This is a genomic window from Emticicia oligotrophica DSM 17448 (assembly GCF_000263195.1).
GTDB lineage: Bacteria > Bacteroidota > Bacteroidia > Cytophagales > Spirosomataceae > Emticicia > Emticicia oligotrophica.
This window is the reverse complement of record NC_018748.1, coordinates 3,563,584-3,588,423: the sequence shown is the minus strand read 5'-3', so window position 1 is coordinate 3,588,423 and position 24,840 is coordinate 3,563,584. Positions and strand designations below refer to the sequence as shown.

20 protein-coding genes are annotated in these 24,840 nt (G+C 34.7%); 12 read left to right on the top strand and 8 right to left on the bottom strand.

The annotated features are described in order from the left end of the window. The first annotated feature begins 83 nt into the window (after positions 1-83). The 4 genes from EMTOL_RS14815 to EMTOL_RS14800 all read left to right on the top strand — a co-directional run bounded on the left by EMTOL_RS14815 (position 84) and on the right by EMTOL_RS14800 (position 4,459). Positions 84-614, top strand: a complete 531-nt coding sequence (locus EMTOL_RS14815; protein WP_015030121.1) for a DUF2975 domain-containing protein — start codon at positions 84-86, stop codon at positions 612-614. 3 nt (positions 615-617) lie between these two features. Further along, positions 618-830 carry a helix-turn-helix domain-containing protein gene (locus EMTOL_RS14810; RefSeq protein WP_015030120.1) on the top strand — a complete coding sequence of 71 codons (213 nt, stop codon included), beginning with the start codon at positions 618-620 and terminating at the stop codon, positions 828-830. 396 nt (positions 831-1,226) lie between these two features. Continuing rightward, on the top strand, positions 1,227-3,812 hold the full coding sequence (locus EMTOL_RS14805) for a TonB-dependent receptor (RefSeq protein ID WP_015030119.1): 2,586 nt from the start codon (positions 1,227-1,229) through the stop codon (positions 3,810-3,812). A gap of 317 nt (positions 3,813-4,129) precedes the next feature. Beyond that, the gene (locus EMTOL_RS14800; protein WP_015030118.1) at positions 4,130-4,459 is read left to right on the top strand and encodes a hypothetical protein; all 330 of its coding nucleotides are present in this window, start codon (positions 4,130-4,132) and stop codon (positions 4,457-4,459) included. Positions 4,460-4,525: 66 nt separating this feature from the next. Here EMTOL_RS14800 and EMTOL_RS14795 read toward each other — a convergent pair whose 3' ends face one another. Further along, on the bottom strand, positions 4,526-5,620 hold the full coding sequence (locus EMTOL_RS14795) for a chorismate mutase (RefSeq protein ID WP_015030117.1): 1,095 nt from the start codon (positions 5,618-5,620) through the stop codon (positions 4,526-4,528). Positions 5,621-5,805: 185 nt separating this feature from the next. Here EMTOL_RS14795 and EMTOL_RS14790 point away from each other — a divergent pair, with 185 nt between their 5' ends. The 4 genes from EMTOL_RS14790 (at position 5,806) to EMTOL_RS14775 (ending at position 9,086) form a co-directional block, all read left to right on the top strand. Beyond that, on the top strand, positions 5,806-7,011 hold the full coding sequence (locus EMTOL_RS14790; protein WP_015030116.1) for a proline dehydrogenase family protein: 1,206 nt from the start codon (positions 5,806-5,808) through the stop codon (positions 7,009-7,011). A gap of 95 nt (positions 7,012-7,106) precedes the next feature. Then, positions 7,107-7,931: a lipoprotein signal peptidase gene (locus EMTOL_RS14785; protein WP_015030115.1), complete on the top strand. Its 825-nt coding sequence runs from the start codon at positions 7,107-7,109 to the stop codon at positions 7,929-7,931. 4 nt (positions 7,932-7,935) lie between these two features. Continuing rightward, complete coding sequence (locus EMTOL_RS14780; protein WP_015030114.1) at positions 7,936-8,196, top strand: hypothetical protein; 261 nt, start codon at positions 7,936-7,938, stop codon at positions 8,194-8,196. A gap of 134 nt (positions 8,197-8,330) precedes the next feature. Then, positions 8,331-9,086: a hypothetical protein gene (locus tag EMTOL_RS14775; RefSeq protein ID WP_015030113.1), complete on the top strand. Its 756-nt coding sequence runs from the start codon at positions 8,331-8,333 to the stop codon at positions 9,084-9,086. A 6-nt stretch (positions 9,087-9,092) separates the two neighbouring features. Here EMTOL_RS14775 and EMTOL_RS14770 read toward each other — a convergent pair whose 3' ends face one another. From EMTOL_RS14770 to EMTOL_RS14745, 6 genes are all read right to left on the bottom strand, one after another. Next, the gene (locus EMTOL_RS14770; RefSeq protein ID WP_041693595.1) at positions 9,093-9,863 is read right to left on the bottom strand and encodes a hypothetical protein; all 771 of its coding nucleotides are present in this window, start codon (positions 9,861-9,863) and stop codon (positions 9,093-9,095) included. 30 nt (positions 9,864-9,893) lie between these two features. After that, a complete protein-coding gene (locus tag EMTOL_RS14765; RefSeq protein WP_015030111.1) occupies positions 9,894-10,586 on the bottom strand; it encodes an HAD family hydrolase in 693 nt (230 codons plus the stop codon). An 84-nt stretch (positions 10,587-10,670) separates the two neighbouring features. Beyond that, positions 10,671-11,567 carry a hypothetical protein gene (locus tag EMTOL_RS14760; protein WP_015030110.1) on the bottom strand — a complete coding sequence of 299 codons (897 nt, stop codon included), beginning with the start codon at positions 11,565-11,567 and terminating at the stop codon, positions 10,671-10,673. Between the two features lie 16 nt (positions 11,568-11,583). Next, positions 11,584-12,348, bottom strand: a complete 765-nt coding sequence (locus EMTOL_RS14755) for a phage tail-like protein (protein WP_015030109.1) — start codon at positions 12,346-12,348, stop codon at positions 11,584-11,586. A gap of 228 nt (positions 12,349-12,576) precedes the next feature. Continuing rightward, a complete protein-coding gene (locus EMTOL_RS14750) occupies positions 12,577-13,929 on the bottom strand; it encodes a M24 family metallopeptidase (protein WP_015030108.1) in 1,353 nt (450 codons plus the stop codon). 23 nt (positions 13,930-13,952) lie between these two features. Further along, positions 13,953-16,217 carry a CocE/NonD family hydrolase gene (locus EMTOL_RS14745; protein ID WP_015030107.1) on the bottom strand — a complete coding sequence of 755 codons (2,265 nt, stop codon included), beginning with the start codon at positions 16,215-16,217 and terminating at the stop codon, positions 13,953-13,955. Between the two features lie 122 nt (positions 16,218-16,339). On the opposite strand from EMTOL_RS14745, the gene EMTOL_RS14740 reads away from it, so the two are divergent. The 4 genes from EMTOL_RS14740 to EMTOL_RS14725 all read left to right on the top strand — a co-directional run bounded on the left by EMTOL_RS14740 (position 16,340) and on the right by EMTOL_RS14725 (position 23,589). Then, positions 16,340-18,739, top strand: a complete 2,400-nt coding sequence (locus tag EMTOL_RS14740) for a TonB-dependent receptor (RefSeq protein WP_015030106.1) — start codon at positions 16,340-16,342, stop codon at positions 18,737-18,739. A 25-nt stretch (positions 18,740-18,764) separates the two neighbouring features. Continuing rightward, positions 18,765-19,889 (top strand): DUF4249 domain-containing protein, encoded by a 1,125-nt coding sequence (locus EMTOL_RS14735; RefSeq protein ID WP_015030105.1) that lies wholly within the window; start codon positions 18,765-18,767, stop codon positions 19,887-19,889. A gap of 225 nt (positions 19,890-20,114) precedes the next feature. Continuing rightward, positions 20,115-21,176 carry a DUF4249 domain-containing protein gene (locus tag EMTOL_RS14730; RefSeq protein WP_041693594.1) on the top strand — a complete coding sequence of 354 codons (1,062 nt, stop codon included), beginning with the start codon at positions 20,115-20,117 and terminating at the stop codon, positions 21,174-21,176. A gap of 28 nt (positions 21,177-21,204) precedes the next feature. Next, entirely contained in the window at positions 21,205-23,589 is a 2,385-nt protein-coding gene (locus EMTOL_RS14725) for a TonB-dependent receptor (RefSeq protein WP_015030103.1), read from the top strand. Between the two features lie 249 nt (positions 23,590-23,838). Here EMTOL_RS14725 and EMTOL_RS14720 read toward each other — a convergent pair whose 3' ends face one another. Then, the gene (locus EMTOL_RS14720; protein ID WP_015030102.1) at positions 23,839-24,834 is read right to left on the bottom strand and encodes a ComEA family DNA-binding protein; all 996 of its coding nucleotides are present in this window, start codon (positions 24,832-24,834) and stop codon (positions 23,839-23,841) included. Positions 24,835-24,840 lie beyond the last annotated feature (6 nt).

Sequence of the window (24,840 nt, the reverse complement as noted above, 5' to 3'; positions counted from 1 at the left end):
TAAACAATATATTGATTTTCAGTATTTATTTATTGTTTATCAATATATTTTTACTACATTTGTTTCAATAAATAAATAATATTATGAAATCGCAAAGCAAAGACATCTTAAATATTATCAAGTATTTAACTTTAATTCCTGCAATCGGATTTTCAATTGAATGTGGAAGTCAGATTTTTTCTCTAGTTATAAGCTTTCTATACCCTTCAATCGCACAAAATACTTACAAGGTCATCAAAGAAATCTATGAACTTTATGGCGAACATCAAAAATACTTCTACATAACCATGAGCTTTTCAATTATGATTTCAGGCTTAAAGGCATTTATCTGGTATTATCTTTTTGATTTCTTGCTAAAGCTAAATTTAGATTCCCCTTTTAATCATAAATTTTCAGTTAAAATACAAAACTTGGGTTATTTTACTTTTGGACTATGGCTCGTTGCTGTACTTGCCAATAGCTACATGAAATATATTTTCAAGAAGACATCAGTCGATTTGATACATATTTTTGATAATGAAATGTATTTATTCATGGCTGGAATAGTTTATATCATTTCTCAAATCTTCAGACGTGGTGTAGAACTTCAAGAAGAAAACGAATTAACCGTTTAGAAAATGCCTATTATCGTAAACCTAGATGTGATGCTTGCACGACGGAAAATGCAATTATCAGAACTCGCTGAAAAAGTGGATATTACCCTTCCTAACCTTTCTATTCTTAAAACAGGAAAAGCTAAAGCAATTAGATTTTCAACCTTAGAATCAATTTGTGGAGCATTAAATTGCCAACCGGGAGATATTTTAGAATTTACACCCGAAGAAAAATAGGCCTAAATAAACTTTAAAGAGTCTCTTTGTTGAAATCCCTCAACTTAGAGACTTTATATTTTTTTATCATACACAAGCAACGCTCTTCTCTTTAAATGCATCTATTAAAAAAACCTTCTTTAGAACAATAGACCACTCATCCCAAATTTAGAACCACTTATGTATTATCAATTACCTTGTATTACAAAGTACCGATATATTTGTCATATAAATTATGAAAAAGAAAAAGTAAGTACATTCAATTTAGAAATTTCAACTATTAATAATCACTCTTAATAGTTTTAAACGCTAAAAGATTGTAACCAATTAAACCAAATGTGCATCTAATATTTATTCAGTTAAACTGAACAAAACAAAGAAACTAAAGAAAAGCTATTACTTAATTTTACTACAACAATGAAAAAGCTATTACAAACAATGCTACTCGCATTTGCGAGCGTATTATCTTTTGCCCAAAATAATCAAGTTGCCTATAAAGGCAAAATCTCGGGCACTTTATTTGATGAAAAAAAGCAAGCTCTCCCATTCGCAAATGTTCTATTACTCAAAGCCAAAGACTCGACTCTTACAAAAGGAGCGGTAAGTGATATGGATGGTAAATTTGTCTTCGAACAAATTGCGGTAGGAAACGAAACACAATATATTGTGTCGGTATCAATGGTTGGTTATCGAAAATATTTCTCCCCAAAAATTACACTCAACGATGAAAATTTAGAAGTAAAACTTTCATCAATTCAATTAGACTTAGATACACAAAACCTTAAAGAGGTAACCGTAACAGCAAAAAAGCCATTAATCGAACAAGCTGCCGATAAACTCATTGTCAATGTGGAAGGTAGCATTTTAGCAACTGGAAGCACTGCTTTAGAAGTATTACAAAAAGCACCGGGGGTAACCGTCGATAACAATGATAATATCAGTGTAAAGGGCAAGCAAGGGGTTTTGGTTATCATGGATGGCAAGCCAACGTATATGTCGCAAAGTGACTTGGCGAATCAATTAAAAAATATGAGTAGCGACCAAATTGAGAAAATTGAAATTATATCAAATCCTTCTTCTCGATACGATGCTGCAGGAAAAGCCGTAATTAATATTGTCACTAAGAAGAATAAGAGTTATGGTACAAATGGCAGTATTTCTGCTGGTTTTGCTGGTAGTTTGCCCCCAGATTTATACAAGGGCCTGAGCGAAGATTTCAGTAAAGTAGAAACTGTAAAACCCGGCTTAATGCCTAAATATAATAGCAGTTTAAATTTGAATAATCGCCAAGGTAAATTTAATACTTTTACAAACCTTACATTTTCAGACAATCAGCGATTCAATACCAATGTATTATCAAGAAATATAGGAGGTAAAACATTCGACCAATATGCGTATCGCTACAACGAAAGCCAAAACTTTAGCTATAAATTAGGTAGTGATTATTACATGTCTAAGAAAACAACTCTGGGTGTTTTGGTAAATGGAAGTGCAGGAATTTGGCAAAATAATCCAAATTCTCCGAATGTCAACACAACTTATATAAAAAATGTTGGAAGTTCGATTCCAGATTCAAGCCTAATTACAAACGCAAGTAGTTATCAAACTTGGAAAAATATAACTGTAAATGGCAATTTTAAGCATACTTTCGATTCTACTGGCAAAGAATTAACCGCCGATATTGATTATTCAGTATACAATAATTATAGCCGTGAAAGAGGCATGGTTTCACGTTTTTATAAGTACTTTGATAATAAACAAATTGAAATTGGTACTCCATTACTTATCACAAGCTCAATTCCGAACAAATACAACATTTTTGCTTTAAAAACAGATTATGTTCATCCATTGCCAAAATCAAAAGCACGATTTGAATTTGGTTTGAAGAGTAGCTGGGTGAAGTCTGATAATGATATTAAGTTCTTTCAAAATGGAGTAGTTGACAGAGGTCGTACTAACTTCTTTATTTACGAAGAAAATATCAATGCTGCTTACGCTAATTTTAATAAGGAATTAAACAAAAAGTGGAGCGTACAAGCAGGTTTACGTATGGAACATACACACTCAAAAGGTACTTCGGTAACTTTGAATGAGAGCCGCGAACGTAATTATGCGAAATTATTCCCAAGTGTTTTCTTTACTCAAAATATCAATAAGAATAATCAGTTATCGTATTCATACAGCCGTCGAATCGAACGCCCTGATTATGGCTCACTGAATCCGTTTATCAATTTCCTTGACCCATATACTTATCAATTAGGAAATGAATATTTAAAGCCACAGTTCACGAATTCATTTGAACTTACACATACATTTAAGCAAGCATTTATTACAAGTGTTGGCTACAGTGTAACAAACGATTTCATGACTGATATTATCAAAAATGCGGTAAGTGACCCAGCAGTATTAGCAAAAATCAAAAAATATAATAATATTGACGGAATTGACCCTGAGAAAATTACGTTCCAAACCAGAGAAAATATTTCCAAATTTGAAAATCTAAACGTAAACATGAGTTTCCCAATTCCAATTACTAAATGGTGGACAGCTCAAAATAATGTATCAGTTTTTTATAATAGATACAGCGGACAACTCCTTGGGCAAAATTTAGATATGGGACAATGGGCATATAACTTCTATAGTTCACATAATATCAAGTTGCCAAAAGAGGTATCGGGTGAAATTTCAATGTGGTACAATTCACGTAATGTTTATGGTACACTTTACAGCAATCCACAATACGCAGTAAGTGCAGGTTTACAGAAAAGTTTTTGGAATAAGAAGGGAAGTTTGAGATTGAATATCAATGATATTTTCTTGACAAACAAATTTAGTGGCAGAACCGATTTCGCAAATGTTAATTTAAGTGTTCGTAATCGTTGGGATAGTCGAAATGTTCGTTTGACCTTTACTTATAAGTTTGGTAATCAAAACGTTAAAGCCGCCCGTCGTAGAAGTACAGCAACCGAAGCCGAGCAAAGTCGTGTAAGAACTGGAAATTAAATTTCATTATAGGTTAAATCAATTTAAAAGCCTGTCAGAAACTTTCTGACAGGCTTTTTTTTATCATTCAAAGCAGTTTCAACCTTTAAGTAATAACTATAAAAAATTCAGAATTATAAAGCTGTTCTCACACATTTTTAAACCACAGATGACGCAGTTTTATTAACGCTAATTTTCACAGATTTTATGTCATTTTCAGCAAAATCAGTGTCATCGGTTTGCCATCATTTTTAATTGCAAAGATATCTTTATGATTCCGTAAAAATTTATGAAAAGAAAAATCGTTATTAAAATAACAACCTGCTAAACATAAACACATGAAAATACTACTTGTTTTTTGGGGGCTATTATTTATTTCGACTTTTTCTTTTGCCCAATTAGATAGTTATCGTTCGAAATCTACGTTTGTTACAACAATTAGTCTGAACAAAACTAAACCACCAATTTTCAACAAAGTAATATTTCCAGCTAATACGCTTTCCATTGCACAATATTTACAAAAAAAACGAGACTGTTATTATCTTTTAACCTCTCAAACCTCAATATGCTTCAACCCAGAAATCAATATTGAACCCTTAACCAAACAAACAAAAATATTATTTTTTAAAATGAAAATGTGGGGTTGGTTTGTGGGTCGAAACAAATAAAAATAGACATAAAAAAAGCGAGCCAAACTTTAGAAATTTGGCTCGCTTAGTATTTTATTAATGAAATCAAGCTGGTTGCTGATTCATTACTTCTGTTTGCTTACGAATAGACTCCATGTGAATCAATTTGAATAACTCTTCTACTAATTCAGGATAAAGATTTAATCTCTTACCTAAATCAGCACGGCTATTATGTAATTGTTTCCAACGGTCAAGTTGAAGAACTGCTACATTGTTTTCACGCTTGTATTCACCAAGTTTTTCAACCACTGCCATACGAGCAGCTAAAACCTCTAATAATTCACGGTCGATATTATCAATCTTCTGACGTAATTTATCTAATTCGCTTTGGAAATCATCACCATACGAAGCCTTACGAATTTCTAATGACTTCAACATTTCACCTAGTGCTTCAGGAGTTAATTGTTGTGAGGCATCAGACCATGCTTCGTCCGGATTACGGTGAGACTCAATGATTAAACCATCATAGTTAAGGTCTAATGCACGTTGAGCTAACTCATATAAGTAAGCACGTTTTCCAGCCATGTGGCTCGGGTCACCGATAATTGGTAATTGAGGGAAAAGCGTTTTTAACTCAACCGCCAATTGCCACATTGGAGAGTTACGGAATTTTGTTTCTTGTGCATTAGAGAAACCACGGTGAATAGCCGCCATTTTCTTGATACCTGCACCAGCAATACGCTCAAATGCACCCACCCAAAGAGCTAAATCTGGGTTTACTGGGTTTTTGATTAATACTGGCACATCAACACCTTTAAGTGCATCCGCTAGGTCTTGTACGTTAAAAGGGTTAACGGTAGTTCTTGCACCAATCCAAAGGATATCAATGCCATATTTCAATGCCAATTCAATGTGTTGCGGGGTTGCTACCTCAACTGCAATTGGCAAACCTGTTTCTTTTTTCATCGCTGCTAACCAAGGTAAAGCAGCTTCACCCATACCTTCAAAACTACCCGGACGTGTACGAGGTTTCCAAACACCCGCACGTATCACATGTGCATAACCTTCTTTGGCAATGCGTGATACTGTTTCCGAAACTTGTTCTTCGGTCTCGGCACTACACGGACCAGCGATAATTAATGGCTTCCCTGCGGTATCAATCCAACTGCTAAGAGGAAGTACGTCTAAATTTGCTTTCATTAGTTAATTAAAGGAGCGATGAGATTCGCTTTTATAAAAAATCAAAAAATACTCTTCTAAAAATAATATATTTGCACCGTATTTCTAATCAATCATCACAAAAAAGCTTTGATTTATTAGAAAAATACAATTTTCACTTCATATAATTCATCAAATTATAAAAAACAAACTAAAAAATTAATAAAATGGAAGCTGCTCCGCAGAATCAACTACTTAGTTTTGAGGACACATCAGTAGCCTTTGCTCAACAATCGGATAGCAAACTTCAAAAAACATATTTGATTTTTGCAATGATGAACCAAAATTGGCTCGTAAAGATAGGAACTTTTTTTATAAAGTTTATATTAAAAATAGGTTTACCAGTAAAATTTCTTATAAAAAATACTTTATTTGAACAATTTTGCGGTGGAGAAAGTATCGAAACTTGCCAAAAAACCATAGAAAATTTGGCACGAGGAAATGTTGGAACAATCCTAGATTATTCGGTTGAAGGAGAAGATAATGAAAATGATTTCGACAAAACAACTGATGAGGTAGAACGTACCATTATTAGGGCTTCTCAACAAGCTACAAACATTCCTTTTTCAGTTTTTAAGGTTTCGGGCGTAGGTTCAGTTGAGCTTCTTGAAAAAGTACAAGAAAGGCCAGAAATGCTCACTAAAGAAGACAAAGCTGCATTTCAACGAATTCATGATAGAGTGAATCGTTTATGTCAATTAGCCGCTCAACTCAATGTTAGAATCTTCTTAGATGCCGAAGAATCATGGATTCAGGATGTCATTGATAATTTATGCTACGAGATGATGAAAAAATATAACGTTGGCGGAAAAACAATTGTCTATAACACTTATCAACTTTACCGTTGGGCAAGCCTTGATAATTTGATAAATGCCTGCGAAAATGCTAGAAAAAATGGATACACCGTTGGGGCTAAATTAGTACGTGGAGCATACATGGAAAAAGAGCGTCGTCGTGCTGCTGAAATGGAGTACCAAAGCCCGATTCAAGCAACTAAAGAAGATACTGATAAAGATTTCAATAAAGCTGTTTATTTTGCCGTTGAAAATACAGATATTCTTTCAATCTGTTTGGGAACTCACAATGAAGATAGTTGCCTACTTTGTGTGAAACTCATGCAGGAAAAAGGAATAGCAAAGAATGACAGTTGCATTTGGTTTGCCCAGTTGTTAGGCATGAGTGATAATATTTCTTATAATTTAGCAAATGCTGGATATAACGTAGCAAAATATGTACCTTATGGACCTGTTGAAGCAGTAATGCCCTATTTATTCCGTCGAGCAGATGAAAATACTTCTATTGCAGGCCAAAGCAGTAGAGAGTTTTTATTAGTCAAAAAAGAACGCGAAAGACGCACTAAAAAAGCAGCCTAAGTTGAAAATCAAGTAAATTGATGTAGTATTCGAGAGATTAGGCTATTTTTGTCAATTCAAAATAAAAAATTGTTTCAGTAAACGAAATTTTACGCATGTCGGACACTGCTTTTAAAGGACAATCGCCTTATAAGTACTTATTTTTAACGCTTATTTTAATCCTTGTTGACCAAGCCATTAAACTTTGGATGTATTATGATGTACTACCCAATCATTATGGTGAAATTGATATCATTCCAAATGTATTCAAACTCCATTATGTAGAAAATAAAGGAATGGCATTTGGCATGGAATTAGGTGGCGAATACGGAAAATTAATTCTTACCACTTTTCGTTTGGGGGCAATGGTTGGCATTTGCTGGTATTTGGTTTATTTGACCAAACGCAATGCACATGCAGGACTCCTTTGGTCAATCGCTGCCGTTTTGGGTGGTGCGATTGGCAACGTAATTGATAGTACATTTTATGGCGTTTGGCTCGATAACGCACCCGCAGGTGTTTCTACGCCGTGGTTTCATGGTCAAGTAATTGATATGTTTTATGCGTATGGCCTTGACGGCCAATATCCTGATTGGATTCCGTTCCTTGGTGGCGATTATAATACAACTCCTATCTTTAATTTTGCCGATGCTTGCATATTCTGTGGTGTGGTAAGCATTTTAGTTTTCCAGCAAAAATTCTTTGAACACGACCATAGTGCTAAAAGCTATGCTAGCACGACCAATCAACCAATTGAAGAAGTGAAGGAGGAATCGGCTGAGGCTATACGTGAAAATTTGGAAGCAGAAGAGACATTAAATGAGGAATTAAATCAAGAAGTTGCAGAAATAGTTGCGGAAGACCAGCAATATAGATTGACGGAAGAACCTAAAAACGATATTAGCGAAGATAACGCCGAAACACCAAACCAAAATCAATAATGCTATGACATTTTTCACAAATCAAAATTATAAATGGACAATAATAATCTTATTTTTAGGATTGATTATTGCTCCAGCTCAAATGCCATCCCCTACTTTCAAATCAATTGCATTAGCTGTTTTAGGCGGTGGTTGTTTATTTTTTGAATTACTTTCACTAAGAAGTCTAAAAAAAGATGGTCAAAATTTTCGTACCGAATTCAGACAAACAACACTTTTAATTACACTTACAGCTTTACTTTTAGTTGTAAACTTAGTTATTTGAGTTTTTTTTCTGCAAAAGAATTAATCTTCTTTTGCAGAAAATCATGATTTGTTTTTTAGTTCTTCCGCGTTTAACTTCATGGTTTATTCCGATAAAACTATAAACTAATCATTAAAAAGATATTTATTTACCCTATGAAAAAGCTTATCTACCTATTCTGGGCCTTGTCGAGTACAGCGGCATGGGCACAAAACACAATGATGCAAAACACGAAGGATGCCCTCAATGCGGGTGGACTTAAGATAGGGCAACATAACTCTACTATGCTGTATGGGTTCGATACACGCACTTCAGAAGTACTTGGGTCATATTACCTCGACCAAGATTGGACTTTAGCAACTGTAAGGTTCTATTCAAAAACCATTTCTACTCCTAAAGGCACTGTGAAACTTGATTCACTCGCTGACGTTCAAATTAGGGTAAATTTACAGGGAAACGATATAGAATTTAACACGCCAGAAGGTGTAAAAGTTATTTCGGGAGCATTAGTAAAAAGTTTTACTACTTATAAACAAAATCAACTTCCAAAAACCTATTTAAGTACGCTTGAATTTGTAGATAATTATGATAAAACTAAGCCTAGTTTCTTTGAATTATTAGTTGATGGCAAGGTAAAATTATTGGAATATACCAAAATAAATATTCAAAAACCAGACTATGTTGAAGCGTTTAATACGGGTAGTAGAGATGTGAAAATCACCAAGGAGCGACAGTTGTTTTTTAATCAAGACAAAGAAGTTTTAAAACTCAGCTTAAACAAAAAAGATGTTTTAACTCCAATGGAAGATAAGAAATCGGCAGTTGAGAATTTCATTAAACAAAATGATTTATCAGTAAAAGATAAAACTGATTTGATTCAGATTTTCAAATTTTACAACGGCCAATTATAATCTATCTTACAAGAATCGTTTGACAAAAGCACGCATTAATAGGTTGAGTATAATATTTACAATAAAACCTATTAAAAAAGCCAAAGCAATAGAAAAATTCGGCAATAATTTTGCCTGTAAGAACAAGAAAGCAGCGAAGCCAATAAATCCTGTCAACATTCCTCTTAAGATAAGCGATGTTCCGTATGCTCCTTGTGTATAATGCGTAAATGCAGCTAAAATTGCGGTAATAATTGGAAAAGGCGTGAGAATTCCACTCCACGTAGGGCCTAAAATTTTAGCTAAATATGTAATTAAAGCCACAAAAACCGTGATGATTATCATTCTCAAATAAATATCAAATTTCAATCTTTTACTTTCACCCTTTTCTGGTTTTACTTTAGGGAAAATAACTAATCCTCCCAAACTTAAAATATCTGCTAAGATAAACCAACCATTCAGGCCCATGTAGTCTTCAAAGTTTTTAAGTATAATCGTAACTCCAACAAAACTCAAATAGGCCAAAGAAAGACTCACATACCATTTATGTCGCATGGCAGAATAAATATAAGCAAAGCAAAATCCGAGAATGCCAATTACCCCCATCATTATTCCTTTTACACTACTTACAGCAAAATCAACACCTTGTTCGAGCGTAAAGAAAAGCATAATTGGTCCAGCAATCCAAGGCAAACTGGCGATTAATCCCCCTACCGAATTTCCCCATTTTCTACTGGCAATCGTCACCCCACCAATGACGGTAGGCATCAAAAAAAGTTTAATTAATAATGTATTCATTATGAAAAATAAACACTAATTGGTCTCCAATCAGTTATTCAATAAAATTTGAGTTAATTCGGAAGTAGTATTTAGAATTAATTCAGGTTTTAAGCTTGTTAATTCTTCACGCTCACCAAAACCACATAAAACTCCTACTGTTTGAGTATTTGCATTTTTCCCTGCTAAAATATCAACAGTAGTATCTCCAATCATCAAACACTCATCGGGTTTCACACCCATTTGCAGTGCAGCCCAAACCAAGGGATCGGCAAAGGGTTTAGTATGTGGACAGGTCAGAGCAGTAGCTACACAGGTAAAATATTGTGCGATACCCGCATGATTTAAAAAGTTTCTAACGGTTGCTTCCTCGCCAGCACTTGCAACAGCCAGTGGATAATGCTTTGATAATTCGGCAATCATTGCCTCTATTCCTTCAATAGTTTGAAAGTTCGTTGATTTTTTAAGTGGTTTGAGTAACCACCGAATAACTTGAACAAATTTATGAATTAAAGTATCCCAACCCCATTTATCAGCATAATGTAAAATTACTTGTGCTGGATTTTCCATGTTCATCACAATCCAACGAGCCGAAGTTTGGGCTTTTTTTGAAGAAAAGAAAAACTCAAATTTTAATAGTAATAATTCAAGGCTTCTCACCATTTCATCATCGGTATCTCGTAAGGTACCATCCACATCAAAAATGAGTGCTTTTATTTTTGATTTATCTAATTCTACGGGCATTTAAAATCTATTTGAATTTAAAAAAAACAAAAAACTTAGCACGAATTTCAAAACCGTGCTAAGTTTATAGGGTTATTTATTGAATTATTGCTTTGATATATTTAGCAAAGGTTGATTAGCTGCATTTCCTGCGATACTATTATTACCAAACGAAATAACTTTACCTAAGCTCACACCAACGCCATAAACAGAATTATTAAATAAATTTACATTTGAAAGACGCACAATTGATGCCACATTATTGGCAATAATTCCAATATCATTATTCGAAACATTTGAGCTTTCAATATTGATTTGTGCATTATTGTTGGCTCTAATGCCAATAGAATTGTTTGAAACATTTGAGTTTGAAATAGAAACATAATTGACAGTTGAAGTAGCTTCTGCATCAACCCCGACTCCCACACCATTTATTCTAACATTTGTTAAGCTTGTACGCATGGTATCTAGCGTGGTATTGATATATATTCCTGTTGCATTTACTGATGGCCCATTAATAGTTGTATTTTCAACGGTTAATATTCCATTGGCTGCCAAACTTGCATCTATGCCGCGAGTAGTAAAGCCACTAATTGCACAATTTTCTACATGGAGCTGTCCACCAGCCAGATACCTAATTCCATTTAATCCAGTAGTAAAACCATTAATTGAAATACTTCTAATTACAATAATATCTGTCGCACCTGCATTAACTACAATTCCATTTGTACCTGAATTTATAATTCCAGCTAAAGTACCATCTCCATTGATAGTTATTGATTTTGTGATGGTTACTGCTCCATAACCTCCTGGGTCAAGTACAGAAATTTCACCACCCGCTGCGGTTTTTGAAATAGCACCAGCAAAAGTCTTACAAGGAGCCGTACGACTACAAGGATTGGCATCATCACCTACACCAGAGACCCAAGTTCTGGTTGCTTGTGCCCAACTAATAGTATTAGTTAATACCATCAAAAAAATAAATGTAAATATTTTTCTCATTTTCTTCAAGGTTAAATTAAAATCTACGAATAGCCCTCACACGAGCATTACTACTTTTACTTTGTAATGATGATACTCCAGTACTCAATACTGTAACATAGGCATTAGTCGAAGTTGACTGAAGATTAGATACACTTTCTTCCGTTGAACTCCAGTAATTTGCACCAGCCGTGATACTCGGAATAACACCAATTTGCTGATACATTTTTGCCATTTCATCTTTCGAAGGTAAGTACCAATCGCCAAAACCTCCATTACTCCCTTGAGAAGCTATGCTTGCCGCATAATTTCCAGCACCTTGCTCAGTAATGATGCGTTCAGTATTGTTTGCACCACCAAATACTCCTGTTCGAGTAGCTAAAGTATTAATATAATTTCCATTATACCATGTTGTACCTACACTTTGATCAGTAGTTGCTGCGACTAAGCCATGTTGACCTGAATCATCTACAAAAAATATAACTCCACCAAACTTGCTTTGACCAACAGAGTAACTTACTGAATTTGAAGAAAACATAGCTACCCAAGAAGAACCATTATAGCTATATGGGCCAACACCACCTGCACAATCGCTACAATGTATAACAGTACCAGCCGTTAAGCCTGTCATTGCATTTCGTTGTGCTTCTGTCAGGCGAGGTGGAAGTAGGCCTTTTGTTGTGCTTTGTGCATTTAAAATAGATGTAGTATTTGCAGGGTCAATTAGCACACTTTGTGCATTCAACTTATTTAGGAATCCGATTATAAAAAGTAACCAGAAATAATTGTACAGTTTTTTCATAATTAGTTTTGAATAATTAAGGTTAAATATTATCAATTTAATGATTGATTTTGCTGGAAATATTTAGAGCTTGGTTTTAAAAAGGTAGGATGTTAAGTTATTAGTGTAGAATTATGGTATATGTAGAGCAAAAGTAGCAATCATATTTCCCAAAGAATGTAATCTCGTGGGAAATATGAAGCAATATATAATTTTGAATAGAAATTTAGCAAATGAAATAGCACAAAGTTACTTTACTCCACTCAAAATCTTTGGTATTTGAATGATTTCCGTTTGGCGTCCATCAATATAACGAAAACCCTTTTCATCAAAGAAACCATCTTCTTCAAGCATAATTCTGATGGTTTTCTTCCATTCTGCAATTTCTACGGCTGCATTTAACTCTATTGAATAAGCCGTACTCAAATTCAAAGGATAATCACCCGCCCCGATTGTTTTTCCTTGGTTATCCCACATACCAATAGTTGGTCCAGCCGCATGTCCATGATTACCAATTGGATGGGTGTAGATTGTTCCATTCAAGCCTTTTTTCTTACTTTGTTCAAGTGCTTTTGCTAAAATATCATTACCACTCATGCCTGCTTTAAAGTTTTCTGTTAAACAATCCTGCACTTGATTCCCTTGTTTGAATGCATTTTTTAAGAAAGAAGGCACTTCAGTTTCACCTGCACGCAATACATACGCATGCTGTTGTTGGTCAGTGTTAAGTCGTAAATAGGTAATGCCAAAGTCGCAATGCAACAAGTCCCCTGGCATAATGATTTGTTTCTGTGGACGTTTTGAGAAAGTACGAAGGTGGTCGAAGTTTTCAGGGTCATATCTTTGAATATCAACGGTAGGGTGAAACCAAGTTTCCAAACCTAAATCTGTTACACGCTGACGCATCCACCAAACTACATCATCGGTGGTAGTAATACCTGGTTGAATAACTTTATCAGAGAAAGCTTCTTGAATAATTTCGTGTGAGATTCTACAGATTTGTTGATAAATAGCCATTTCACGCTCGGTGCGAGTTTCTAGCCAGTTTACAGCTAAATTAGAAGCTGAAACAACTTTATTTTGAAATTCAGCGGGGAGTTTTTCCATGAACTCTTTATGCTCAGTGTAGGTTAATCCATCAGCGTGAGCATAATACTTTGAAAAATTGAGTCCAATTTTCTTTGGATTTTTCTCTTTAATAGTTTTCATCAAGGCATCCCATTGGTCAGGATTTGTATTCAAATCCCATTCGCCTTTTAGTAGATTGCCAACATCATATCTGGCAATTGCAAAGCGTTCGACGCCATCTTTTTCACCTTTATCAAAGAAAACCATGATTGTTCGGCGTCTTGCTGAAAGCCAAACAGATGGAAGCATAGTTTTCATAACAGGGTCTTCATTATATTCTCTCGATATAATTATCCACATATCAATGCCTTCTTTTCTCATTAGTTTGGGCAAAAGATTGGCCATTCGGTCTTCCAAAATTTCATCAATCACCGCAGCTCGCTCACGTTCTGGCAAAATCTTCGGGATACTATTTTGGGCAACGATTTCATTAAAAAAACAAAAAGTAAAAAGTAAGACTACAATTTTTCTCATGATGAAGATTTTTTTAGAAAGGGTTAAAATTTATAAATAGGTATTTTAATGATACTATCTGTAAACCATTTTACTTCGAGTGGTACTTGTGCATCTTGCATGGTTTCATCGCTTACATCTTTGCCCGTGCCGTAATTCACCTGCCAATGTGGACTTTTATGCGGGCCTAAAACTATTACCAATTTGCTTCCTGTTCCTATTCTTTTTGAAGTAAAAAAGGCATTATTAATCGGAATGTTTTCTTTTTGATTTGGTATTAGTAATTGACGTTCACTTCGATTTTTAGTATAACTTGCCCTTGTAAGATAATGCCCCAACCAGTGGTATTTTTTATCTGCAGTATATTCGTAGAGATTCATTAAAACATCCATGTCTTTTTTATTAATGCTCAATGATAAATTTCCGACCAAAGCTCCATTAATATCGAATGATTTTTGAAATGCTTGCGTCGTAAATACCAAAGAATTAGCCAAATTAGGTGGATTTAATGAATCAGACAAAATTTCTTCTTCGCCCGGAATAGTTTGCAATGAATCAGCTCGATTGGTGAAGTCAACAATTTGTGGAATAAACGTTGTTGAAGCACCTTTATTGGTAGTAAGTAAAAACTCCTCACCCGATGTCTTAGCACTCAAATACAGATTAAGAGTATCGTTATTCATTTTTGCCATTGATGCCTCATGTTTCCACTTATTAGACCCCATTACTTGATAATTAATTTTATTTTTTAGTAATGATGGCTGCGGTTTTCCTTTTAAAATAAAATCAAACCAATCAAAAACTAATACACTTATATCAATATTTGCCACTGAATCTATTGTATAACCACGTAGTTCTGAACTCGGATGCCCCTGTGCACCACCATGATTATATGGGCCTATTACAAAATAATGATTTGCTTTGGGATTAAACTGTTGATGCTGTTCGTAATAATGCCTTGCTCCCAATTGGTCATCATCATAAAAACCTGTGATGGTTAGTACCGGAATATTTATTTTAGCAAAATCTTCTTTACTGGCACGCATATTTTGCCAATAAGAATCATAACTTGGGTGTTTGAGCCAACGCTGAAAAATCTGATTCGGCCGCCCTTCAAGGGTATCAAGCGTGCGAAATGCTTTTCCTTCACGATAATATTTGTAAAAAGTAGCATACCAATGTTCGAAATTGCCAAAATCTACAAAGTCCGTTTCTTTGGAATTATGCACATAATGAATCCATTGTAGCATATAACTCATAAAAACATTATTTTCCATTGGATAATCTACGCCAATTCCCACTGATACTTGCGGAACAATCGTTTTAAGTGCTGGATGAATTTTCTTGGTTGCTGCCCATTGAGCAAATCCCAAGTAGCTTCCTCCATACATACCAACTTGGCCATTACTCCAAGGCTGCTTCGAAATCCAATCAATCATCTCATAAGCATCATGAGCATCATGTTCGAAAGGCTCTATTTCATGTGGACTCGTTTTCTTCCCTCGTGTATATGCTATTACACCCACATATCCATTCAAGGCTGCCAACTTTGCCCTATTTTTATCTTGACTCTGATTATAAATACTGAAAATTAATATTGTTGGCTGTTTGAGCATAGCTTTCTTATTACGCACAATAATCGCAGAGATAAGAATTCCCTCACGAGTTTTTATGTTGATACTATCATTAATGATAAAATCTCGTTTCTCTTCAGCCAATAAAATAGGTTTACCAATTGGTAAAATATTTGCATACACATTCGCAGAATTATAAGCCCTACAAATTTGACGAGCAACTGTCAAATTCAAACTATCAGAGGAAATATTTTCAAGTAAATTTTTAAGCGTATTTTTGATATTATTTAAGTTAATCTCAAAATATTCTTCAAACATAAGCTTTGAATTTGCATTAAGCGTTTTTTGTTTAGCAGCAAAAGTAGGTTTGAATGCTACCACAAAAGACTCTTTTGTTTGTTGTTGTCGGATTTTTGTTCGAATAAAAACCTCAAATTGCCCACCTATTGCTCCATTACTTTTGGCGTCTGATGACTTTTGTAAACTTCGATAAATTTCAATTGATTTTAATGCTTCATCATATTGTTGTGCTACTATTCGTAAGCGAAAAGCATTATCTTGATAGACACTCTGGTCAGCTTCCTTATAAAATTTCAACACTTGTTTGGCTAAATTCGGTATATTTTTCGAGAGACTAATACTATCAGCGTAATAAGCTTTGGGGAAGTAAAATTTCTGAGCATTAACATTAATGATTAAACATGATAATAGGAATATTAGGAAGTGTTTCTTCATGTTGAATAAGTTTATTTTTTTGATAAATTTAGTTAATAGTATTCAAAAAAAATCTAAGCATAAGAAATAATAAAAGTTTTTTATACATTTGAATTACTATCGACTTAACCTTCCTATAAATTATGAAATCGTCTCTATTGCATCTATTTGTAGTGCTATTATTATGTTCTTTCTTTAAAATTCACGCTCAAAATAAAACTCAAACTATTCGAGGAAATGTCATCGACAGAGTAACTCGTCAGCCAGTAATTGGGGCATCTGTTGCCATTATTGGCGGTACTCAAGGAGCCATAAGCGATGCTTCGGGTAAATTTGTCATCACCCAAGTACCTATTGGTCGCCAGTCAGTTAGATGCACATCTATTGGCTACGAAACATTTTTAAGCGAAGAATTTATTTTGAATTCAGTAAAAGAAGTATCGCTCAATATCGAGTTGAAAGAATCAACTGGAGAATTACAAGAAGTTAAAATTACAGCCTCTCAAAATACCAGTCGTCCTGTAAACGATTTAGCTTATGTGAGTGCTAGGTCTTTCACAACTGAAGAAACCGAACGTATTCCTGCATCTGTCAATGACCCTGGTCGAATGGCTCTTTCATACCCTGGTGTAAAAGCTGGACGTGATGAGAATGAAAATAAGATTATCGTTCGTGGTAATTCTCCTTTCGGAATTCTCTGGCGTTTAGAAGGCATTGATATTCCAAATCCAAATCACTTTGCCCAACCGGGTTCGGGTGGTGGCGGAATTACTGTTTTTTCTGCCCAGCTTATGAGTAGGTCAGACTTTTTCACTGGAGGAATGCCTGCCGAATACGGTAATGCCCTTTCAGGAGCATTTGATATACGATTTAGAGAAGGAAACCAGCAAAAAAGAGAATATCGCACAAAATTTGGTATTTTAGGACTTGATTTTTCAACTGAAGGCCCCATTCAAAAAGGGCGTTCTTCTTATTTAGTTAATTATCGCTACTCTACCTTAGGTCTTTTGAGTCAAATGGGTTTTTATTTAGTTGGAGAGCGAGTAACCAATAATTTTCAAGATTTATCTTTCAATTTAGCGTTTCATAGTAAAGACGGGAAAAAAACTACCACTATTTTTGGGTTAGGAGGCCTCAGCGAAGAACATTATATGCCTGTAGAAGATCCTCAAAAAAGGGTTTTAGGAAAATCTGATAACTGGGAAGATAGAATTCGTCCTGCAAATATGGGGGCACTGGGTGTTACACATACAATCAACTTAAACGAAAAATCATCAATAAAATTTGTCGTTGCAGCAATCGGAAGTTCAATTAATCGAATGAGCGATACACTCAACCTTCAAAATACTCGTTTCCGCTATGAAACCCAAAAATATGAAGAGTCAAGATTAGCTTCTTCAGTAGCTTATAATTACAAAATCAGCCCTAAAACTCGCTTCAAAAGTGGAGCAATTCTAAACTTCATCGACTTTGTATTTTTCAAAGAAACAGCTCCAAGAAACAACGTATCTGATGTCAATCAATTCAATGTAGGCCGACAAACATCAGTCAGTGGAAGCGGAAACACCCAAACAAGTCAGGTTTATGCTCAAGTAGTTCAGAATCTAGCCAAAGGTTTAAGTTTAAATGCAGGTTTGCATTATATGCACTTGTTTCTAAACAACACCTCCTCTTTAGAACCACGTCTTTCTATTCAATATAGTTCTCCAAAATCGCACAATATTAGTTTTGCTTATGGCTTGCATAGCCAATTTTTGCCAATGAGTGCTTATTTTTATGTAAGAAAAGATAGTTTAGATGGAAAAATCATTACTACAAAGGCCAATGCTAATTTACAATTTCCACGCTCAAATCATTTTATTTTAAGTTATAATTATATTGCTCCAAAACTTTGGAAATTTTCAATAGAAGCTTACTATCAAATGATTAACCGAGTTCCAGTAGAAGCCAAAGTGGGTTCATCTTACTGGATGCTTAATTACTCAGATAGCTTCCCCGAAACATCAGCTGTTAGTAAAGGGAAAGGCAAGAATAAGGGAATTGATGTTTCTATTGAAAGATTCTTTTCAAAAAAATATTACTTACTTCTTACAGGTTCAATATTTGATGCCAAATACCAAACCTACGATGGAAGCATTTATAATTCAGCATTCAACGACCGCTTCAGCACTGCCTTCACATTCGGGCGTGAATTTACGTTTAAGAATGGTTCTGTTTTTCAAGTTGGGGCAAGGTCTATTTACAATGGAGGGTATCGTTATACACCACTTGATGTTACTGAATCAGCCAAACAGAAAAAATACGTTCCACTTAAAGGTGCTGACTATTCGGCTTTTGCTCCAAATTATTTCAGAATAGATGGGCGTGTGTCTTACCGAACCAATCGAAAGAAATTGGCATCGGTGGTTTCTCTTGATGTACAAAATGCTACTAATCAAATCAATTATACTAGTGTTCAGTATAATAGTGTTAAGAATATCCTAGAACCCCGAAGGTCAGGCAATGGCTTTGTGCCAGTTTTCAGTTATCAGTTAGATTTCTAAGAAATATTATATAAAGAGCTATTACATGAAACTAAAATTTCTTGCATCAACGATTGTAATTGTTGTTTGGATAACTTCTTGTGTAGAGTTATTTCAAGTAAATATATCGAGTGGTTTAAAAATTTTAGTTGTTGATGCTACCCTCAGTGATATTGCTTCTACGCAGCAAATATCAATTATGGAATCTGCCAATGCCAAAGGCACACCCTTTAATACTCCTGTTCAAAATTTGCAAGTTGAACTTATCGTAAATAGTACACAACGAATTAAATTCACTGAAACCAAGGCTGGTATATATAGTTTACCACTAAATTTCAAATTAGAAGAAGGTTCAAAATATCAATTATACTTCAAAAAAGAAGATGGAAACACCTACCAATCGACTGTAGAGAAATTAATAAAAGTTCCCAAAATATTAAACGTAAAAGATGAATTTATGCCCGAAGGAATTGAACGAAATCAAAAATATCTTCCGGGCAACTTCATATATCTTGATACAAAAGACCCAGAAGCATTAGGAAATAATTATCTCTGGACTTGGCAACAATGGGAAAAACAAGATATTTGTGAAACCTGTGCAGGTGGTCGTTATTACCCTAATACTGGCTGTAGAATTCAACCTGAATACCAAGGATTGTATTTCGATTATTATTGTGATGGTGATTGTTGGGAGATATTTAAAAGTACTGAATTAAATGTAATGAACGATGCCCTAACAAATGGAAAAGAAATCAGTAATAGATTAATTGCCAAAATACCTTATTACACTACCAATGGTACACTTATTGAAATTCAACAACAATCTATTTCAAAGGAGGCATATCAATATTTTAAATTACTAGCCGACCAAACTCAAAATACAGGAACATTAGTAGATACTCCTCCCGCTGCCTTGATTGGAAACATAAGGAATGTAAATAACTTAAAAGAGCCTGTTGCAGGCCTTTTTATGGTCACTAGTATTGTGAAAACATCTTATTGGATTGATAGACATATTCCTAATAAATTAAAAATTTTACCAATCGGATTACGTGATCATACTTACAGTGCAGAACCTCCAATACCAAATGAATTTGGTAGACCACCGCTTGTAAAATGTATTTTAGGATCGAATAGAACACCTATTAAGCCTTTATTTTGGCCAAACTAATTCCAAATAATATACTATAAATGAACATTAAAGCTACACATTCTTTCGATTCATCTCATATTTACTTATTCATTGTTTTTTAATTTCTATCTTTCCTTAGAATCCTTATATTTGTCAAATATACATTTATTAAATTACCTTTCTACTACCGTGATAATAAAAAGAGTTATGCTGCTGTCCATAGCACTAGGACTATGGGTCTGTTCGTGTGTTGAGCCTTTTAATTTGAATATCAAAAGTGATTTAAGAATACTCACCGTTGATGCAACAATTACTGATACTGCTGAAGAACAAACAATTACAATCACAGAGTCTGTCAACTCAAATGGTTCGGCTTATTCTCAACCAGTTTTGAAAGCTACTGCTGAACTAATTGTTGAAGGTGCTCAGAAGATAGCTTTTACTGAAAAAGGACAGGGTGTTTATGCCCTTCCAAGTAGTTTTAAACTACAAACAGGTGTTAATTACAAATTAGTATTTACCAAACAAGATGGAACAAAGTATGAATCTGAGCAAGACCAAGTAACTAAAGTACCAGAAATAATTGGTATGCACGATGAATTTAAAGTTCAGGGAATTGAAATAGGTGAAAATTATTATCAACCAGCCAATTATATTTACTTGGATACACAAGACCCTGCCAATGATAAAAATAATTATTTATGGTCTTGGAAATTATGGGAACGACAAAATGTTTGTGCAACCTGCTATAATGGCCGATATTTTCTTACTCCCGCTCCAGCCAGATGCCGCGAGGAAAGAAATTATGCAGGACAGATGTTTGATTACATGTGCCCGGGAGACTGTTGGGATATACTTAATAATAAAGACTTGCTTGTTTTTACTGATATTTATTCAAATGGACAACCGATTACGAATAAACTTATTGCTAAAATACCTTACTATAATTATACAGGTGCTTTAATTGAAGTAAAACAACAGTCAATCTCACCTGCGGCTTATCGTTATTTTAAATTATTGGCCGATCAAGTTCAAAATAATGGAAGTTTAGTAGATACTCCCCCTGCAGCACTGATTGGAAATGTAAAGAATGTATCAAATCCAAATGAAGCAATTGCGGGCTTTTTCATGGTTACAAGTGTGCGTACTGTAAAATACTGGATTGATAGAAAAAGTGCACAAGGCCTCAATATCAATCCAATTGGTTTACTTGACCATCCGCTTACTCCAGAACCAATGGGCAATGACCTAACACGTCCTCCATTTGCTGCCTGTATTTTAGGGCTTAATCGAACTCCTAACAAACCCAATGGCTGGATAAACTAAAAACACTTACCTAAAGATACTTCCAAACATGAAAAAAATATATATTATATTTCTTATACTCATCAGTTGGGCGGCAAGTGCTCAAGTAAATTATAGATTTAGTGGGTATATAAGAGATACGCTCGATAATAAGCCTCTTGCACGTGCCTCAATAAATATTGACTTTGGGAAATTCGGAGCATTAACCGATGATAAAGGCCATTTTGATATTGTTCTTCCATCGGGTGAGCATGCCATAAGTGTAAAGTTTGTTGGCTATCGCCCCTTCCGTGAAACAATTTATTTACGAGGAGATATTGTTAATAAAGTATATGCTTTAAAACTAATAGAAAATGAACTTGAAGAAGTAATTGTATCAAGCAAAGGGGCAGAATCTAATATTCAACGACCACTATTAGGCGTTAGTCAGTTAAGTGTAAAAACACTCAGAAAACTACCAGCAGCCATTGGCGAGGTGGATATTCTTCGTGGCTTACAAATGCTTCCAGGGGTAACGAGTGTGGGTGAAGCATCTAATGGAGTTAATATTCGTGGCGGAACAACAGACCAAAACCTTTTATTGGTTGATGATATTCCGATTTTTAATCCTACCCACATGTTTGGCTTATTTACAGCTTTTCCATCAGAAGCCGCTTCGAGTGTAGAAGTTTATAAAGGAAGCACGCCCGCAAGGTTTGGAGGAAGAGCAGCATCAGTAATGGATGTAACACTTCAACAACCTTCGCTCGATAAATTCAAAATGAATGGAGGTATCAGCTTTGTTTCAAACCGCCTTACGCTCGATATGCCAGTAATTAAAGAAAAATTGGGGGTAATGGTATCGGGGCGTGCCGCATTTAATGATTTTATGTTGCCGGTAGTTTCGCCAAAATTAAAAGATATCAAAGCCAATTTTGCTGATTTAGTAACTAAAATCTTTTGGAGAGTAAATAGTAGAAATACCGTTACGGCTTCGGGATATTATAGCAAAGATTTTTTCCAAACAAAACTTTTAGGAGGCATTGGAGCAATCAATGCTACTTCTACTCAATATGATTATAGAAGTAAAAGCTTTTCAGCTCGTTGGTTTTATGCCATCAATAATAAGTATAATTTACAGACAACAGTTGTTTCTGCCGATTATTTACCGCAGACCTTGCTTCCTGAGCTAAATTCTGAAAATAAAGTTGCCATCCAATCAGGCATTACTTATAAACAAATTAAAAGTAACTTAAATTATTCTTCTGATAAACACCGTGTTGAAGTTGGGGTAAGCACTACCCGCTATGATATTGACCCGGGTCAATTAATACCTGGAACTAGTAAAAGTGTTTTAAGTATTGTTACCCCTAAAGAACATTCTCTCGAATCGGCTATTCATGCAGAAGATGAGATTTCGTTTTCTTCCAAAGCAACACTTTCAGTTGGTTTAAGATATTCTAATTTCCTTGCACTAGGGCCAGGAAATGTACAAATCTATGAAGGAGGCCAGCCACGTGACGACTTTTCGGCGAGAGATATGGTAAGTTATGCCAAAAATAAAGTGATGAAATCCTACGGTGGATTTGAACCACGTATGGGTTTAAAATACTCGCTTAATGAGCGGACTTCCCTCAAAATGGGCTATAATCTCATGCGTCAGTATGTACAAGTGGCTACAAATACCACTACCCCCCTACCGACCTCACGCTGGAAAACCTCAGATTTACACATTAAACCTCAAGTAAGTACTTTGCTTTCGGGAGGTTTATTCCATAATCTCAAAGGGAGCATTTATGAACTTTCGCTTGAAGCCTATTATCGCCTAACCAACAATATCATTGATTACAAACCTGGGGCAGATTTTCTTTTATCGAGTTATCCTGAAACGCAACTTTTACAAGGTAAAAATCGCTCTTATGGTATTGAAGTTATGTTTTCGAAGAAAAAAGGTGAAGCAACAGGTTGGATAAATTATACGTATTCTCGCTCGCAAAATAAAGTAAATGAAGGAAGTGGTTTTGGAGAACAAATTAATTTCGGAAATTGGTATTCTGCCAATTATGATCGCCCGCACTCCTTCAACGCTTCAGTAATCATCAATCAAGGTTCGCACCATGATTTTTCATTTAATTTCTCTTACAGTACTGGTCGACCATATACTTTACCAGAAGGTTTCCTGGTTTATCAAGGACGTAGCTACCCATATTATGGCGTAAGAAATAATGCACGTTTACCTGATTATCATCGCCTTGATTTTGCTTGGAATATCTATCAACCCGGTATGAAAAACAAGCGATATAAAAGCCATTTTACTTTCACATTATTCAATGTTTATGGTAAGAAAAACGCTTATTCTGTCTTTGTGCGAAGTACAGGAACAGCCATTAGTACTTATAAATTAGTGGTTTTTGGCTCACCAATTCCTTCTTTATCATATAATTTCAAATTCTAAAATTATAAAGATAGAGGTATCCAGAATTTTGAAAGAAGCCTTATTCATTGCCATTTCATTCAAATTCGTCAGATGAAACTGACGAATATTTTTACACTAACAAATTTGATTTTAGTCTGAATATATTGTGTGACTGAAGTCAAATTTGTTTTTTACAAGAATCTATCAGTTAAAACTAAAAGAATTTGCATAAATAATAGTGAAATAAATCCTCAAAAATATTGTCGAATAAATTTGAAACGAATAATATTACCATTCTATATAAGGCAATATTTTTTCAATTACCTCGGGTTCTAAAATTTTTATCTGTTTCAAATCTTCGCTGCTTTTAAATACTCCATGCTGGTCTCGATAAGCAATAATTGCTTTAACTTGAAAATACTTTAAATACGGGTGTCTAAACTCTGATAAAGAAACTTGATTAATTTTTATTTTCCGAAACCCACCCTTTACAAAGGAAAACTTCAAAATCTCATCGGCTGTTTCAGGCGGAAGCCCATACGTCTCTCTAATTTGCTCTGGATTCACAAACCCACCCAATAATTCTCTATACTTGATTATTCTTTTGGCATAACCCGAACCTATTCCCTTTATACTTTTCAAAATAGTCGTATCGGCTGTATTTAGGTCAAAACGAGTAGGAAGTTTATTTGAAAACTTTTGATTTACTTCTGTAGTTCTTACATCAAAACCTTTATTTTCAATGTAATTTTCTGAATTTTTATTCAAATCGGCTATCTCGGCTTGTGGAGTATGTAATGATTCATTTTCAGCCGAAGGAAGCGTTATGTATGGTTCTAGGCGTTCATAAGTTTCTGGTAAAAGGCCATAAATTCTAGCAAAATCTTCTTTATTTCTAAACTTTCCGCCCTTATTTCTATATTTTTCTACCCGTTCCGCAATGAATTTGGGTAAACCTAATTCTTCTAACTGACTTATACTCACAGTATTGGGGTCGAATGGGAAACTTTTATATGATTTTTTTGTGAAATCATTTTTGTAATATGTGTTCCCCTTAAAATTATCCTGATAATGAGGTTTCCTTCTATCTAAAACAACAGTCATACTATCAAGCATTTGGGGAGAAGAAATAATAAGACTTTGTTGAGAATTGCTAAAATATTTCTCCGAAAAAAACATTAGTAGAATGAGAAGAATAATAGCAGAGAAAATTATAACTACGCCTTTAGCCTCAGATGGCGAAACGCTCAGGAGGCTACGAATAAAATTCGTAAGTTTTTTCATATTTAC

What these genes read in the sequence shown, in the direction of transcription:
- EMTOL_RS14755 (WP_015030109.1), bottom strand. Translation starts at nt 12,348, where the DNA reads ATGAAAAAACTGTACAATTATTTCTGGTTACTTTTTATAATCGGATTC.
- EMTOL_RS14780 (WP_015030114.1), top strand. Translation starts at nt 7,936, where the DNA reads ATGACATTTTTCACAAATCAAAATTATAAATGGACAATAATAATCTTA.
- EMTOL_RS14790 (WP_015030116.1), top strand. Translation starts at nt 5,806, where the DNA reads ATGGAAGCTGCTCCGCAGAATCAACTACTTAGTTTTGAGGACACATCA.
- EMTOL_RS14810 (WP_015030120.1), top strand. Translation starts at nt 618, where the DNA reads ATGCCTATTATCGTAAACCTAGATGTGATGCTTGCACGACGGAAAATG.
- EMTOL_RS14815 (WP_015030121.1), top strand. Translation starts at nt 84, where the DNA reads ATGAAATCGCAAAGCAAAGACATCTTAAATATTATCAAGTATTTAACT.
- EMTOL_RS14725 (WP_015030103.1), top strand. Translation starts at nt 21,205, where the DNA reads ATGAAAAAAATATATATTATATTTCTTATACTCATCAGTTGGGCGGCA.
- EMTOL_RS14750 (WP_015030108.1), bottom strand. Translation starts at nt 13,929, where the DNA reads ATGAGAAAAATTGTAGTCTTACTTTTTACTTTTTGTTTTTTTAATGAA.
- EMTOL_RS14740 (WP_015030106.1), top strand. Translation starts at nt 16,340, where the DNA reads ATGAAATCGTCTCTATTGCATCTATTTGTAGTGCTATTATTATGTTCT.
- EMTOL_RS14770 (WP_041693595.1), bottom strand. Translation starts at nt 9,863, where the DNA reads ATGAATACATTATTAATTAAACTTTTTTTGATGCCTACCGTCATTGGT.
- EMTOL_RS14775 (WP_015030113.1), top strand. Translation starts at nt 8,331, where the DNA reads ATGAAAAAGCTTATCTACCTATTCTGGGCCTTGTCGAGTACAGCGGCA.
- EMTOL_RS14720 (WP_015030102.1), bottom strand. Translation starts at nt 24,834, where the DNA reads ATGAAAAAACTTACGAATTTTATTCGTAGCCTCCTGAGCGTTTCGCCA.
- EMTOL_RS14800 (WP_015030118.1), top strand. Translation starts at nt 4,130, where the DNA reads ATGAAAATACTACTTGTTTTTTGGGGGCTATTATTTATTTCGACTTTT.
- EMTOL_RS14735 (WP_015030105.1), top strand. Translation starts at nt 18,765, where the DNA reads ATGAAACTAAAATTTCTTGCATCAACGATTGTAATTGTTGTTTGGATA.
- EMTOL_RS14795 (WP_015030117.1), bottom strand. Translation starts at nt 5,620, where the DNA reads ATGAAAGCAAATTTAGACGTACTTCCTCTTAGCAGTTGGATTGATACC.
- EMTOL_RS14760 (WP_015030110.1), bottom strand. Translation starts at nt 11,567, where the DNA reads ATGAGAAAAATATTTACATTTATTTTTTTGATGGTATTAACTAATACT.
- EMTOL_RS14785 (WP_015030115.1), top strand. Translation starts at nt 7,107, where the DNA reads ATGTCGGACACTGCTTTTAAAGGACAATCGCCTTATAAGTACTTATTT.
- EMTOL_RS14765 (WP_015030111.1), bottom strand. Translation starts at nt 10,586, where the DNA reads ATGCCCGTAGAATTAGATAAATCAAAAATAAAAGCACTCATTTTTGAT.
- EMTOL_RS14805 (WP_015030119.1), top strand. Translation starts at nt 1,227, where the DNA reads ATGAAAAAGCTATTACAAACAATGCTACTCGCATTTGCGAGCGTATTA.
- EMTOL_RS14745 (WP_015030107.1), bottom strand. Translation starts at nt 16,217, where the DNA reads ATGAAGAAACACTTCCTAATATTCCTATTATCATGTTTAATCATTAAT.